At 38.9% G+C, this 15,395-nt stretch carries 16 protein-coding genes; 14 read left to right on the forward strand and 2 right to left on the reverse strand.

Annotation, left to right across the window (positions count from 1 at the left end):
* Nucleotides 1–67 precede the first annotated feature (67 nt).
* The 3 genes from ACFSGI_RS04860 (at nt 68) to ACFSGI_RS04870 (ending at nt 3,065) form a co-directional block, all read left to right on the forward strand.
* Nucleotides 68–1,003, forward strand: a complete 936-nt coding sequence (locus tag ACFSGI_RS04860; RefSeq protein ID WP_204823056.1) for a sugar-binding transcriptional regulator — start codon at nt 68–70, stop codon at nt 1,001–1,003.
* 175 nt (nt 1,004–1,178) lie between these two features.
* On the forward strand, nt 1,179–1,649 hold the full coding sequence (locus ACFSGI_RS04865) for a MarR family winged helix-turn-helix transcriptional regulator (RefSeq protein ID WP_379282582.1): 471 nt from the start codon (nt 1,179–1,181) through the stop codon (nt 1,647–1,649).
* An 81-nt stretch (nt 1,650–1,730) separates the two neighbouring features.
* Nucleotides 1,731–3,065, forward strand: coding sequence for an MFS transporter (locus ACFSGI_RS04870; protein WP_204824909.1), 1,335 nt, complete (start codon nt 1,731–1,733; stop codon nt 3,063–3,065).
* Between the two features lie 97 nt (nt 3,066–3,162).
* Here the strand turns inward: ACFSGI_RS04870 and ACFSGI_RS04875 are convergent, their stop codons facing one another.
* Nucleotides 3,163–4,170, reverse strand: coding sequence for a formylglycine-generating enzyme family protein (locus tag ACFSGI_RS04875; RefSeq protein WP_204823057.1), 1,008 nt, complete (start codon nt 4,168–4,170; stop codon nt 3,163–3,165).
* A 264-nt stretch (nt 4,171–4,434) separates the two neighbouring features.
* On the opposite strand from ACFSGI_RS04875, the gene deoC reads away from it, so the two are divergent.
* The 7 genes from deoC to ACFSGI_RS04910 all read left to right on the forward strand — a co-directional run bounded on the left by deoC (nt 4,435) and on the right by ACFSGI_RS04910 (nt 11,289).
* Nucleotides 4,435–5,100, forward strand: coding sequence for a deoxyribose-phosphate aldolase (gene deoC / locus ACFSGI_RS04880; RefSeq protein ID WP_069329256.1), 666 nt, complete (start codon nt 4,435–4,437; stop codon nt 5,098–5,100).
* A 120-nt stretch (nt 5,101–5,220) separates the two neighbouring features.
* Entirely contained in the window at nt 5,221–5,628 is a 408-nt protein-coding gene (locus ACFSGI_RS04885) for a cytidine deaminase (RefSeq protein WP_204823058.1), read from the forward strand.
* Between the two features lie 154 nt (nt 5,629–5,782).
* Nucleotides 5,783–6,964, forward strand: a complete 1,182-nt coding sequence (locus ACFSGI_RS04890) for a NupC/NupG family nucleoside CNT transporter (protein ID WP_204823059.1) — start codon at nt 5,783–5,785, stop codon at nt 6,962–6,964.
* A gap of 246 nt (nt 6,965–7,210) precedes the next feature.
* The gene (gene deoB / locus ACFSGI_RS04895) at nt 7,211–8,392 is read left to right on the forward strand and encodes a phosphopentomutase (RefSeq protein WP_204823060.1); all 1,182 of its coding nucleotides are present in this window, start codon (nt 7,211–7,213) and stop codon (nt 8,390–8,392) included.
* 366 nt (nt 8,393–8,758) lie between these two features.
* Nucleotides 8,759–9,472 carry a purine-nucleoside phosphorylase gene (deoD, locus tag ACFSGI_RS04900; protein WP_069329260.1) on the forward strand — a complete coding sequence of 238 codons (714 nt, stop codon included), beginning with the start codon at nt 8,759–8,761 and terminating at the stop codon, nt 9,470–9,472.
* Nucleotides 9,473–9,496: 24 nt separating this feature from the next.
* Complete coding sequence (locus tag ACFSGI_RS04905; protein WP_204823061.1) at nt 9,497–10,798, forward strand: pyrimidine-nucleoside phosphorylase; 1,302 nt, start codon at nt 9,497–9,499, stop codon at nt 10,796–10,798.
* A gap of 308 nt (nt 10,799–11,106) precedes the next feature.
* Nucleotides 11,107–11,289 (forward strand): Spo0E family sporulation regulatory protein-aspartic acid phosphatase, encoded by a 183-nt coding sequence (locus ACFSGI_RS04910; RefSeq protein WP_204823062.1) that lies wholly within the window; start codon nt 11,107–11,109, stop codon nt 11,287–11,289.
* Nucleotides 11,290–11,291: 2 nt separating this feature from the next.
* On the opposite strand, the gene ACFSGI_RS04915 is transcribed toward ACFSGI_RS04910, so the two are convergent.
* Nucleotides 11,292–11,525: a hypothetical protein gene (locus ACFSGI_RS04915; RefSeq protein ID WP_204823063.1), complete on the reverse strand. Its 234-nt coding sequence runs from the start codon at nt 11,523–11,525 to the stop codon at nt 11,292–11,294.
* A gap of 401 nt (nt 11,526–11,926) precedes the next feature.
* Between ACFSGI_RS04915 and ACFSGI_RS04920 the strand changes: the two genes are divergently transcribed.
* The 4 genes from ACFSGI_RS04920 (at nt 11,927) to ACFSGI_RS04935 (ending at nt 15,361) form a co-directional block, all read left to right on the forward strand.
* Nucleotides 11,927–12,544: a hypothetical protein gene (locus ACFSGI_RS04920; RefSeq protein WP_204823064.1), complete on the forward strand. Its 618-nt coding sequence runs from the start codon at nt 11,927–11,929 to the stop codon at nt 12,542–12,544.
* Between the two features lie 340 nt (nt 12,545–12,884).
* Complete coding sequence (locus ACFSGI_RS04925) at nt 12,885–13,736, forward strand: amino acid ABC transporter substrate-binding protein (RefSeq protein WP_204823065.1); 852 nt, start codon at nt 12,885–12,887, stop codon at nt 13,734–13,736.
* Nucleotides 13,737–13,890: 154 nt separating this feature from the next.
* Nucleotides 13,891–14,559: an amino acid ABC transporter permease gene (locus ACFSGI_RS04930; protein WP_204823070.1), complete on the forward strand. Its 669-nt coding sequence runs from the start codon at nt 13,891–13,893 to the stop codon at nt 14,557–14,559.
* A 49-nt stretch (nt 14,560–14,608) separates the two neighbouring features.
* Nucleotides 14,609–15,361, forward strand: a complete 753-nt coding sequence (locus ACFSGI_RS04935; protein ID WP_204824910.1) for an amino acid ABC transporter ATP-binding protein — start codon at nt 14,609–14,611, stop codon at nt 15,359–15,361.
* The last annotated feature ends 34 nt before the right edge of the window (nt 15,362–15,395 follow it).

Consider the following 15,395-nt stretch of genomic DNA (forward strand, 5'->3'; position numbering starts at 1 on the left):
AATATGTGAAATGAGATGCTTTGAACTGTTCAACTAGATTCTGATAGAGATGTGGGATGATAAAAGCGTGGATAATGACAAACAGCGTTTGAGTATAGAAACAGCAAGGTTGTATTACCTTTCTGATTATAGTCAACAAGAAATAGCGACGAAGCTAGGTGTATCTAGGCCAACGGTATCTAGATTGCTCCAGTATGCTAAAGAAAAAGGTTATGTGCGCATAGATATTGTAGATCCTTTAGAAGATTTGGATGCACTCGGAGAACAATTGAAAAAACGCTACAGCTTAGATACAGTACATGTCTGTTACTCACCGATTAATGAGTATAAAGAAATCCAAAAGCATATTAGCAAACGTGCAGCAGATTATTTATATGATACCGTCAAAGATACAGATATTATTGGAGTCACATGGGGCACAACCATGCACGCAGTAGCAGAACATCTGGAACAGAAACAAGTACGCGGAGTAGAAGTGGTACAGCTCAAAGGTGGGGTCAGTCACTCGCATGTAAACACATACGCCGCAGAGACTGTTAACCTGTTTGCAGAGGCTTATCATACGATTGCTCGTTATTTACCATTACCTGTTATTTTCGATAGTATCGAGCTTAAAAAAATGGTGGATGAAGATCGTCATATTCAGCGTATTATTGAATTAGGTAGACAAGCGAATATCGCTGTTTTTACAGTAGGTACAGTGAAAGAAGATGCGCTTCTATTCAGACTTGGTTATTTTAATGAAGAAGAACAGCGATTGTTACAACAAACAGGTGCTGGCGATATTTGCTCTCGCTTTTTTGATAAAGAAGGCAATATCTGTAGTCCTGCAATCAATGATCGTACCGTAGGAATAGATCTGGTGGATTTGCGGAAAAAAGAGAAATCAATACTGGTCGCTGGCGGTCAACGCAAAATTGAAGCTATTGAAGCCGCGCTAATTGGCAAATACGCTAACATTTTGGTGACAGATCAATTTACAGCTCAAGCATTATTAACATAAAACACAAAATAATACTTATTATCTACTAACAGCCTTTGACTTCTTTTCAAAAGGCTGTTTTTGTGTGCTTGTTATAACATCAGACGGAAAATACAATCACCAAACTTGTATTGACAATAATTTTATTTTGAAATAAAATTAGTTCGAATTCGAACTAAGAGAGAAGGAGACATTATTGAGTTCAAAAGATAGTGAACAACATCAACAATATGCACGAGCTGCTTTGAATAGTCCTACGCCATTAATCAAAAAGACATATATAACGATTAAACGTCAGATCGAGCAGTCTTTACGATCTTTGGATATGACTTCACAGCAAAGTCAGGCTTTACATGAAATAGCGACCCAACCCGGTATTACCAATCATGAGCTAGAACATCAATTATTGATAGAGAAATCCAGTGTAACTAGTCTGGTGAATGGTATCGAAAAAAGAGGCTGGATTGTACGCAACTCTCATCCGAATGATGCTCGTATGAAGCAGATAACGCTCACTCCGGCAGGTCAGCAAAAGCATATTCAAGCTCAACAAGCCGTTAATGAAGTGAAAAGTCGTTCCACTCATACATTTACAGATCAAGAGTTAGACCAGCTTAAAGTGTTATTGCAAAAATTAATCGATGTGTATCAATCAAATGAAAGATAAGCAGTAATGGTAGGAGTAGAGAGGATGACAGTATAAGTGTCTACACAACAAGAACGAGTCTATCCTAATGGGGATAAATTAATGCGTGTACTCGCATTTACATTAGTATTTTCGGTAATGAATGCTTCTATGTTCAATGTAGTAATGCCTACAATTAGTAAAGAATTTCATATTGGAGCCGCAGATGTGACCTGGTTATTGACCGGTTATATGATTGTGTACGCTGTAGGTTCGGTAGTATATGGTAAGCTTGCTGATAAATATCGGCTAAAAGATTTATTAACGTTCGGACTGATCTTTTTTGCATTAGGATCGGTGGTCGGATTAGTCGCAACTGAATTTTGGATGATGGTGGTTGGACGTGTTTTACAAGCCGCCGGAGCTGCTGTGATTCCAGCAACAGCCATGATTGTGCCTGTACGTTATTTTTCTCCAGAAAAAAGGGGTAGGGCACTGGGTACAACAGCGATTGGTTTATCTCTCGGAACAGCGATCGCACCGATTGTTGCAGGTCTAATTACAAGCTTTGGAAGCTGGCGCTTTTTATTTTTGTTATCTCTTTTCCCTTTGATCGCTTTACCATTTTTCCGTAAATATCTAGATGATTATCGAGGCGAAGCGCAAAAGATCGATTTTATCGGTGGATTATTATTAAGTGGAACAGTAGCGATGTTACTATTATCGATTTCACAAGGAAATTGGTTGTTTGCGGTTATTGGAGTCATTTTACTGATCTTATTTATTATTCGTATACGTACAGCAGCAGAGCCTTTTATCCAGCCCAAGTTGTTTAGCAATAAGCAATATTCTTTTGGATTATTAATTGCTTTTTTGGCGACAGGTCTTAGCTTTGGCTTACCATATGTAACGCCACAATTTCTAAGTGCATTAAATGGACTATCTCCAGCAATGATCGGATTGATAATGTTCCCGGCGGCTATCTGTTCAGCATTTCTAGGTCGTCAAGGCGGAAAATTAGCAGATCGTAAAGGAAATCCATTACTGGTGTATATTGCGACAACATTGATCTTTATTTGTTTTGTATCCTTATCGATCGTGGTCGGGATTTCTCCGTATATTGTACTGTTTATTCTCATTTTCGGTAATGTCGGACAGACCTTTATGCAGATAGCGATGTCTAACACCATCTCACGCACATTGACCAAAGATCAAGTCGGTGTCGGGATGGGATTATTCTCATTGTTGAACTTTATCGCAGGCGCTACAGCTACCAGTATTATTGGTAAAATGATAGAAGCTAATCATGGCTCGGTTCATTTGAATCCTTTGGCGATATATACAGATGGCTATGTATTCAGCAATATTTTCTCCATACAAGCATTGCTGGCAGTTGTGATTATTGTTTTATATTATGTACAATCTCGCATAATTACTCGGCCTGCTATTTCCAAATAACCAATCAAACCCCGTTAGCTCTCAAAGCGAACGGGGTTTTTGGTATAGATATATTTGTAATACATGGGTTGTGAGTAAGCTGGTCAGAGAATTATTTTTACAAACGGATAATGCGTCGATAATGCATAGAACTGATACGCTCATTCCACTCCAATTGATCTTGATAAGGATTACGGTAATACGTTGCTACAGGTAAGTAACCTAATAACGTACCGACACCGCCACAGATACCACTACCGCCGTCACTTCCTTTATCGATGACCTCGCCATCTGCGGTAATTGTTAATTCTGCTTCATAAGGATCACCAAGAAAACAAATGCCAAATCCGTTCGGTTGTTCCAAGTCGTAAGGAAGTGCAGAGTCTTTATCAGAGAGGTTATGTTCAGCTTGATTGAGATTGCCGAAATGTTTGACATTCATGGTGTAGTCAAAGTGATCTCCCCAGGGAAATAATGTTCTGACTCCACCACCATATACATATTCCCATTCATCTTCAGTCAGAATCGTAAACGGATGTTCTAGAGAAAGACTTTGCCATTCATGTGCATCTTCGGTTTCTTCAAATAAATAAATACGGATCTGTTGTCCATCTCGTACAAAGCGATAATCTTGATCCATTTCATAACTGCTGTAATTGGAAAGTGAAAACGTAGAAAGAGCATCTATAATCTCTTGATCTTCTACAGGATCAAGTTCGTGTAAAGTATATTCTTGCCAGCCTACAGAATGAGTATGGCATTCTACCAATAACGATGGAATATGTGCTGTTCGTATAGGAGACATTTGCTTGGCTATCATCGGTGTAGCTTCTTTTAATGTTAGCTCTATTTCCTCTAATCCACGTTCCAAGTCCTCTAACGTAGGTTGATCCCATGATACATGAACATCATTCCAGCCGAGTGTAACTTTATCGCCAGGTACAAAAACAAACTCCGATTGTTGATATGAAAAAATCCCCGTTTCGATCTGTTGTCCATATCTGTCAAAGGATTGGATCTTTTCCAACGCAAATCCTTCTGGAAGACGGGTGAGCAATTCTTGCAACCATTGAAGTCGTTGCTCGCTACTAAGCGTATTCCATGCAAAACGTGTCCAGTCAGTCATCTAATCTTCCTTTCATAAAAAAAGATATATGATATCGTATTATAACGAAAAAATAGCATCAATCCTACTTTCCTGTTACACTGATATGCGGCTAGCGGACAGAGTAATGCAATCAGCGAAAGAATGTTTACGGGATCATCAAATTGTGTCTGAACATAATTTCAAAAATAATTTTACATATGTTCATGTTGGTGTTATGATGTGGATATTGAAGCGATTTACTACTATGTTTCCTATCTAATTTACTCAAAGGAGCTTAAAAATATGAATTTGGCAAAATTGATCGACCATACGTTATTGAAAGCGGATGCTACACAAGCAGAAGTGACTAAATTGACAGAAGAAGCTAGAAAATATGAGTTCGCATCTGTATGTGTTAACCCAACATGGGTAGCTTATTGTGCAGAACAATTAAAAGGTAGCCCTGTCAAAGTATGTACAGTAATCGGATTCCCTTTAGGAGCAACTACTCCAGAAGTAAAAGCTTTTGAAGCTAGCAATGCAATAGCAAATGGTGCTACAGAAGTAGATATGGTTATCAACATCGGCGCATTGAAAGATGGTAACAATGAGCTAGTGCAACGTGATATCCAAGCTGTTGTCGATGCTGCTAAAGGTAAAGCTTTAGTTAAAGTAATTATCGAAACTTGCTTGCTGACAGACGAAGAAAAAGTTCGTGCTTCTGAATTGTCTGTTAAAGCTGGAGCAGATTTCGTGAAAACATCAACAGGTTTCTCTACAGGTGGAGCAACACCAGCAGACGTAGCGTTGATGCGCAAAACAGTAGGACCTGATGTTGGCGTAAAAGCATCCGGTGGCGTACGTAACCTTCAAGACTTGAACAACATGGTTGAAGCAGGTGCAACACGCATCGGTGCAAGCTCTGGTGTCAAAATCGTTGAAGGCGAAGAAGGAACTTCTTCTTACTAAGCGTTTGGCATTATAAACGCGACTTCTTCTATTAGAATCAAAAATGATTTTTGCAAAGCAAAATATCTTACTAAGCGTTTGGCAATTTAATATCTTATCCGTTAGAGGAGAGACCTATCCATGAAAGATCAATTGATTCAAGCAGCAATCGAAGCACGTAAAAATGCGTATGTACCTTATTCCAAGTTTCAAGTAGGTGCTGCTCTGCTGGCAGATGGCAAAGTCTACGGGGGATGTAATGTAGAAAATGCTTCTTATGGTCTTACCAATTGTGCAGAGCGTACCGCTATTTTCAAAGCTGCGTCTGAAGGTCAACGCAAGATCGAAGCGATTGCAATCGTAGCGGATACAGAAGGTCCGGTCTCTCCTTGTGGTGCTTGTCGTCAAGTCATTGCTGAATTCAGTGATGAGAATACGAAAGTATACCTGACTAACCTTAAAGGTGACGTTACCGAGTGGACTATATCTCAAATGTTACCAGGATATTTCCAGGCACATGATATGGATCACAGTCAGCCTGCTGAATAATCCAAAAAAAGAATATATCCGCAAGGATTTGTTCTTTTTTACGAATAATGTAAGCGCTTAATGTATAATTTCTGATTATTTCAAGTTGTTTCAAAAGATTTTAAATAAGTGGTTATGATTATGAAGCAGAGTGCAGAATGGGAGCTAATTATTTATGAGTTATATTATCGCAATTTTAGGTATTCTTGTGGTGTTTGCGTTAGCTTATTTGGGGAGTAACAATAAAAAAGGTATCCGTTATCGTCCATTAATTGTCATGATTGTACTGCAAGCTATTTTAGCTTTCTTACTTCTAAATACTGTAGTAGGTACATGGATTATCGGAGGATTTGCCGCAGTATTTACACATTTATTAGAGTATGCTGGTGAAGGTATTAGCTTTGTATTTGGTGGTATCGCTAATGAAGGTTCTTCACCGTTCTTCTTAGGCGTATTGATGCCTATCGTATTTATCTCAGCATTGATCGGTATTCTGCAATACTTCAAAATTCTACCGTTTATTATCAAATACATTGGTCTTGTATTAAGTAAAGTGAATGGTATGGGTAGACTTGAATCATACAATGCGGTTGCATCTGCGATCTTAGGTCAATCTGAAGTATTTATCTCTGTAAAAAAACAAATCGGTGCACTTCCTAAAAACCGTCTGTATACACTTTGTGCATCTGCAATGTCTACCGTATCGATGTCTATCGTAGGTGCATATATGCAAATGCTTAAACCTGAATATGTTGTAACTGCATTAGTGCTTAACTTATTCGGTGGTTTCATTATTGCTTCTATCATCAACCCTTACGTTGTAACTCCAGAAGAAGATATTTTAGAAGTCCAAGAAGAAGAGAAACAATCCTTCTTCGAAATGTTGGGCGAATATATTCTAGATGGATTCAAAGTTGCGATTATTGTAGCTGCTATGTTGATCGGATTTGTTGCTTTGATCGGTATGATTAATGGTGTATTCGGATTAATCTTCGGTATTACGTTCCAACAAATTCTAGGTTATATCTTCTCACCATTTGCATTCATGATGGGTGTGCCTTGGAGTGAAGCAGTAACAGCAGGTAGTATTATGGCAACCAAACTGGTATCGAATGAATTCGTAGCGATGCTAGATCTTGTAAAACACACAGAACTTAGCTCACGTACACTAGGTATCGTTTCTGTATTCTTAGTATCTTTCGCTAACTTCTCTTCAATCGGTATTATTGCTGGTGCTGTGAAAGGTCTACACGAGAAACAAGGTAACGTGGTAGCTCGTTTTGGACTGAAACTATTATATGGTGCTACACTGGTAAGTGTGCTTTCTGCTACAATTACAGGTTTGTTCTTAAAATAAGTAAGATGTCTCTACAGTTGTTACCATCAATACAGTTTGGTTTATAATTAGAGGAGCAATGTTACATCTTCATATCATGAACCGACTTTTCAAAAAGCAGATATAGGTATAACATAGAGCATTTGGTACACTATTTTTGCATAAGCATGATAGCAGCCAAATGCTCTACTGCGCATTTTGGATATGGCATTGTATATGAGCAACGAGCACAATAGAATCTGTACAAAGTTGAAAGGGGTAATACAAATGAGCGAATTTAAACGTATTCATCTAGTAGTTATGGATTCAGTAGGTATCGGAGAAGCACCGGATGCGGCTGAATTTGGAGATGTTGATGTTGATACATTCGGACATATTGCACGTGAAAATGGCGGTCTCAACATGCCACATATGGCAAGTCTAGGATTATCAAATATCAGCGAAATTCAAGGAGTACCTGTAGCCGATCAACCGCTTGCTTATTACACTAAAATGCAAGAAGCATCCCGCGGTAAAGATACGATGACAGGACACTGGGAGATCATGGGCTTGTATATCGATACACCTTTTCGTGTATTTCCAGACGGATTCCCGGATGAATTGATTCAGCGTATTGAAGAAAAAACAGGTCGTAAAGTCATTGGTAACAAACCTGCAAGTGGAACTGAAATTATGGATGAGCTAGGCGAAGAACATGTGAAAACAGGCGCATTAATCATCTATACTTCCGCAGATTCAGTATTGCAGATTGCAGCACATGAAGATGTAGTTCCTTTAAAAGAATTGTATGAAATCTGTGAGTTCTGTCGTGAGATCACACTTGAAGATCCGTACATGTTGGGACGCATTATCGCTCGTCCATTTATCGGCGAAGTCGGTAACTTCCAACGCACATCTAATCGTCATGACTATGCACTCAAACCGTTCCAACCGACGACAATGAACGCTTTGCAAGATGCAGGTCTAGATGTTATCGCTATCGGCAAAATTGCTGATATCTACGATGGCGAAGGTGTAACAGAATCGATTCGCACCAAGTCCAATATGGACGGTATGGATCAACTGGTAAACGTTCTAGCGAAGCCTTTCCACGGACTAAGTTTCTTGAATCTGGTTGACTTCGATGCACTATTCGGGCACCGCCGCGATCCTAAAGGATATGCTGACGCACTGGAAGAATACGATGCTCGCTTACCAGAAGTATTTGCAGGTATGGAAGAAGATGATCTATTGATCATTACAGCCGATCATGGTAACGATCCAACCTACACAGGAACAGATCATACTCGTGAATATGTACCATTACTTGTCTATTCCAAACGTTTTGCTAACGGTGGTAAAGAATTGCCATTACGCACAACATTCTCAGACATCGCTGCTACAGTAGCCGAAAACTTTGGTGTAAAAAGCCCAGAATACGGAACAAGCTTCCTGTCTGATCTCAAGTAATATCAAAACATGGATTAAGTTGTTAAGAAATGCTAGAGATTATAGAAATCCTAAGGTTGAACGATAACCTAAACCCATTTCTATAAAAAACTTATTCTTACTGTTAAATATTTAATAATTTCATTTTCCCGGTCAAGCGAGTCCCCAGCGCTGACCCCCAATCTTTTTGTTTGGTATACTATTGCATCCGCACAGAGCGAAGGCTAAGTGATTGGAGTGTAGTCTCTCCTCGTAAGGATAGATATCGACTGCACCAGCAGTCTTTCAAGATATCTATCCTTACCAGAGAGCGGAACCCAATCCCTTAGCCGTAGCGGTACACCCAAGCAAACACCATCTAAAAACACACTTGGAGGTTTTTATAAAATGAGCGTTCATATTGAAGCAAAAGCTGGCGAAATCGCTGAAACGATCCTTCTACCAGGCGATCCATTACGTGCTAAATACATTGCAGATACGTATCTTGAAGATGTTGTCTGCTATAACCAGGTGCGCGGTATGCTTGGATTTACAGGAACATACAAAGGCAACCGTATCTCTGTACAAGGTACAGGAATGGGCTTGCCATCCATCAGCATCTATGTCAACGAATTGATCAGCGAATACGGCGTTAAAAACTTGATCCGTGTCGGTACATGTGGTGGAATGCAAGAAAATGTACGTGTTCGTGACGTTATTTTGGCACAAGCATGTTGTACAGATTCCAGTATGAACCGTCATATTTTCGGCGGATACGATTTCTCACCTGTAGCTAGTTTCCCTTTACTCAAAGCTGCTTATGATCGTGGTGTAGAAAAAGGTTTGAACTTGCATGTCGGTAACGTATTCAGTTCAGATTCATTCTACCGCGACGACAAAACAGTAACAGGATTATTGATGCAATACGGCGTACTAGGCGTTGAAATGGAAACAAGCGCATTGTACACATTAGCAGCGAAGTTCGGTGTGAATGCTTTGACGATTCTGACAGTAAGTGATCACTTGCTAACAGGGGAAGAAACAACGTCTGAAGAAAGACAATCGACATTTAACGAAATGATGGAAGTTGCTTTAGACGCAGCAATCTCTTTCCAAAAATAAAACGTACAAGGAGCTAGAATAATTATGAGAATGGTAGACCTTATTGAAAAAAAACGTGATGGTAAAGAACTAACAACAGAAGAAATTAACTTTATTATTAATGGCTACACACATGACGAAATTCCAGATTACCAAATGAGTGCATTTGCAATGGCTGTCTTTTTCAAAGACATGACTGAACGCGAACGTGCAGACCTGACAATGGCTATGGTGAACTCTGGTGATACGATCGATCTATCTGCTATCGAAGGTATCAAAGTCGATAAGCACTCCACAGGCGGCGTAGGCGATACAACAACATTGGTATTGGCTCCTCTTGTAGCAGCGTTGGATATTCCAGTTGCTAAAATGTCCGGTCGTGGTCTAGGTCACACTGGTGGTACAGTCGATAAATTAGAAGCAGTAGAAGGTTTCCACGTAGAAATCACCAACGAAGAATTTATCAAATTAGTGAATGAAAACAAAATCGCTGTTATCGGACAAAGTGGTAACTTAACACCTGCTGATAAAAAGCTATACGGTTTGCGTGATGTAACAGCAACAGTGAACTCGATTCCATTGATTGCAAGTTCTATTATGAGTAAAAAAATCGCTGCTGGATCAGACGCTATCGTATTGGATGTTAAAACAGGTGCTGGCGCATTTATGAAAACAGCAGAAGATGCGAAAGAATTGGCTCATGCAATGGTAAGTATCGGTAACAACGTAGGACGTAAAACAATGGCTGTTATTTCTGATATGAGCCAACCACTAGGTCTAGCAATCGGTAACTCTCTGGAAGTGAAAGAAGCAATCGATACACTAAAAGGTGAAGGCCCTGCGGATTTGGAAGAATTGTGCTTGGCACTTGGAAGCCAAATGGTATACCTTGCAGGTAAAGCAAGTTCACTTGACGAAGCAAGAGAAAAATTGAAAGAAGTTATCGCTAACGGTAAAGCGTTGGAGAAATTCAAATTATTCCTTGCAAGCCAAGGTGGAGATGCATCTGTTGTCGATCAACCAGAACGTTTGCCACAAGCGAAATTCTTGATCGAAGTACCTGCTAAAGAAGATGGATTTGTTGCTGAATTGGTAGCAGATGAGATCGGTACAGCAGCAATGTTGTTAGGCGCTGGTCGTGCAACAAAAGAATCCGAAATCGATCTTGCTGTAGGTCTAATGTTAAACAAAAAAGTAGGCGACGCTGTTAAAGTGGGCGACTCTTTGGTAACGATCCATGCCAATCGTGAAAATGTAGACGATGTATTGAAAAAACTATACGAAAGTATTCGTATCGCAGATCATGCAGACGCTCCAACATTGGTATACGGAACAGTTACTGAATAATAGATATACTTTCCGAATAGCGTAACATAAATAAAACCCTCGACTATTGAACATTGCGTTCACTATAGTCGGGGGTTTTTGGGGTTTAAGGATACGAAGTTAATCGAAGTTCTGATTATAATGTCGAATAAAGTGGACTTCGGAACTATTCACATAGCGACCGAAATGGCTCGATATAAAGTATATAGAAAAAAGAATAATCGATTGTCATATGCCTACTATAGATTGCATTTTAAAAAAAACGAAATAACACAAGACCAGAGAGATCATGTATACATTAAAAAAATGAGAGGGAGTAGAGTGGCACCTTGAACTTACACCAATGCCTACAGAAAATAGAACAACAACGTCAAGAGATGCATCAATTAGCTGAAATGTATGGTTTCTCAGATGATCGTGTGTTAGACAAATCGCAACAATTAGACGTAACTCTAAATGAATATAATCAATATGCTATTCTCTATCAAAGAACACATATGAATATATTCTAACACTACATCAATAATCCAATAGCCAGAATAGCTACACCGCCTACAGCAATAGCGCCAAAAGCAATATAGCCAAACCAACGTATAGGAGCAGGCATATCGGAAATATTTTCGATATTTCCAGTACGGGGAACACCTAGAATCGTATGATTGTACTCGGTCACACTATTAAAAGAAGAATCAGGGTTCACTTCTACGGTCGATCTTGAGTCAGCAGATGGATGATGAGGTTGTGTCATTTTTGTTCACTCCGTTCTTATCTATCGAATATGTAAACTACGTATCTTATAATGATCAAGCTAATCGACTAAGAGCTTTTTCGAAATACCTTCGCAACTAACCAACGTACCGCAAGCACAAAAGCAATCAATACAATAATCGATAAAATAAGCCCGTATATACCTACACCTTGTAACATTGTATTCCCTCCTTTATATTAAATAATATACTAAAAATGAAATATATTTCAATTTATCGTTATTCTTACTATTTCACAATAAAATAAGTTGCTTTCATGGTAAAATAGAATAATATAAAAGAAACGATACTTTGACGATCTCTATTCCAACTTCTAACTCTAGCTATTTCACTATAATTGAGAACGTTTACAACTTGATAAGCAAAAGAAAGTGGGTGTCCTATGGAAAATGTAGTGTCCGTTATTTTTACAGATGAGTGTAAAGCCTATCGAGCGTTATCTACACTTCGGCATAGTCGCATCACCGAAGGATATGCTGTACTGGAAGCTGCTATTGTAGCACGCGAGAAAGGCAAAGTCGTATTTTGGGATGGATTTGGTACACAGGGATCGCTTGCAGGGGAATGGACGACAGGTGGCTTGTTAGGATCAATGATCGGTATTTTTGCAGGGCCTTTGGGTGTGTTATTGGAACGTAGTATTGATTCGATTATTAGTATGCCATTTACCCACGAAGTAGCAGAACAAGAGATGGGACTGATTCAATCTACACTTTATTCACTGGATGAAGGACAAATGGCTTTGATCAGTATTGTACAAGAAAATAATGTAAGCGTATTCAACTACGTATTGAGTCAATTAGGTTCTCAATTCGTTTGTCGCTATGATGTGATCGATGTAGAAGCAGAGATTGATCAATCGTATGAAGTAGAACGTGAATTGCAACGTGAAGCTAGACAAAGAATGAATAACCAGCGTCAGGCTTATTTCAAAAATGGGTCAGATGATGTACGAGATCGAATACGCCATCAATTTGATCAATTAAAGCAGAACTTTTGATGAACTGGATATTTCAAAATGATGATATACCAAAAGCATCTTGCTCATAGAACTGAACACAGCACATGTTCAATCTTTGACAATAGCAAGATGCTTTTTTATGTGTATTTTGCAGTGTATAGATGGTCTTAAAAGATCGCAATAGTATTCAAATCAACGTATAAAGGGTAAGAAATATGGCGGAATTATATCCCATTTAATAAAACCAAGTATTTTTATCGGAAAAAGAGTTGACGTGGGTTGAAAGACAGTGTACTATACAATTTGCAGTACGTTATTAATAAGTAGTGAATCACCAACGATAAGCGTACTCACCAACATCTGAGAGGGGTCTTTTTAAATGAAAAAATGGGGTTCTTTTACACTGGTTATGATACTGACCATGCTTGTTCTTGCAGCATGTGGTAACAGTTCTAATACAGCAACGACAGGCAGTACAGATACATCAGGAGCGGCTACAACAGACAATACAGCTTCTTCTGGGAAAGTAGCTACATTAGAGTCTGTCAAAGCAAGCGGTAAACTACGTATCGGTACAGAAGGAACGTATGCGCCGTTTACATTTCATGATGCAAGTGGTAAATTGACTGGTTTTGATGTAGACATCGCAACAGAAGTAAGCAAACGTCTTGGTGTAGAACCTGAATTTACTGAAGCAGCTTGGGATAGCTTACTCGGTGGTTTGGAATCCAAACGTTTTGATACCGTTTTTAATGAAGTAGGTATTACTGAAGAACGTCAAAAAACATTTTTATTCTCTGATCCATACATCGCTTCTAAAGCAGTATTAATTGTACGTGATGATAATACAGATATTAAATCGTTTGCTGACTTAAAAGGTAAAAAATCGGCTCAATCTTTAACAAGTAACCTTGCACAAATTGCTAAAGACAATGGAGCAGAAATCGTTTCAGTAGACGGCTTTACACAAGCGATAGGATTGTTAACTTCCAATCGTGCTCAAGCTACAATTAACGACAACTTATCTTATCTTGATTTGAAAAAACAACAACCAGATGCACCGATCAAAGTTGTAGCTGAAGAAGCAAATGCTTCGCAAAGTGGAGCTATTTTCAATAAAGGCGGAGAAGATTTGGTTCAAGCTGTAAATAAAGCGTTAAAAGATATGGTAGATGACGGAACTTATTTGAAAATCTCTGAGAAATATTTTGGAGAAGATGTATCTAAATAATACGTTTAGTTTGATTTTGTATATATGCAACGATAACGATATCTTGACGAATAAATACTCGTCAAGATATTTGTTCGTTGTAAGCCTTTCTAAGATATGTACTCAGTGTATATGTTGTACAAATCCAAATTGTTGAAATAAAGGATGTTAGAATATGGACGATCGTCAAATAGAGATACTTGTGAATTCTTTTTGGCCTATGCTTGAAGCAGGGATACGATTCACGATTCCATTAGCTATTTTTTCATTTATTATTGGTTTGATTTTAGCTGTATTAACAGCTTTAGCTCGATTATCCGGTGTGAAAATTTTAGATTTTATTGCACGTTTTTATATTTGGATTATACGTGGAACTCCTTTAATTGTGCAGTTAGCGATCATTTTTTACGGATTGCCTACGATCGGGATTGAGTTAGATCCTTTTCCAGCAGCATTGATAGGTTTCTCCTTAAGTGTAGGGGCATATGGTTCTGAGATTGTACGCGCAGCGATTCAATCGATTCATAAAGGTCAATGGGAAGCAGCTTATTCTCTAGGAATGACGCGTGGACAAGCGTTACGCCGAATTATTCTTCCTCAAGCAGCACGTGTATCCTTACCACCATTATCTAATTCATTTATTAGCTTGGTAAAAGATACATCTCTAGCAGGAACAGTTACTTATGTAGAATTATTTCGTAAGTCTGAAGAAATCGTAGCAACTACGTATGAATATTTGTTAGTATATTCCGAAGCAGCAGTGATATATCTTGTATTCACTTCAATTTTATCGTTTTTCCAAAATAAATTAGAAAAAAGATTAGGTCGCTCGTCAGCGGACTAACTATCATACAGGGTAGCCATTGAAGAAGTAAAGGAGAGATTAGCCGATGATGATTGAGATTCGTAATTTGCACAAGTCATTCGGTGCATTGGAAGTACTTAAAGGTATCGATGTAAGCTTAGACAAAGGAAAAGTGCTGGTGATTATTGGGCCATCCGGTTCAGGTAAAACGACATTACTTCGCTGTATGAATCTATTAGAGACTCCAGATCAAGGAACCATCAAGTTAAGCGATCGTTCATTAGATTTTCAAAAAGGTCGTAAAGTGTCTAGCAAAGAAGTGACCGAACTTCGCAAACGGACAGGGATGGTTTTTCAATCGTACAATCTGTTTCCTCATAAAACAGTGATCGAGAACGTAATGGAAGCTCAAATTACCGTACAGAAAAAAAGTAAAGAAGAAGCTCGCAAGTCCAGCCAGGAATTACTTACCAAAGTAGGCTTAGGCGACCGCGGCAATTCATATCCACATCAATTATCCGGTGGACAACAACAACGTGTCGGTATTGCGCGTGCGATGGCTGTTGAGCCTGATGTACTGCTTTTTGATGAGCCTACATCTGCACTTGATCCTGAATTGGTTAGTGAAGTGCTTAAAGTTATCAAGCAATTAGCGATCGAAGGCAGAACAATGGTGATTGTCACCCATGAAATGAAATTTGCCGCAGATGTGGCTGACCATGTGCTTCTGATGGACGGCGGATATATTATAGAACAAGGACATCCCAAAGATGTACTCAACAACCCACAAAGCGATCGTGCTAAGCAGTTTCTTAATCGTCTGACTGGTGAAGATATCTAATTGGCTAGATTATAAATGACTTGTTCAGGGTATA

The sequence above is a fragment of the Paenibacillus nicotianae genome (genome assembly GCF_042681745.1).
Lineage (GTDB): Bacteria > Bacillota > Bacilli > Paenibacillales > Paenibacillaceae > Saccharibacillus > Saccharibacillus nicotianae.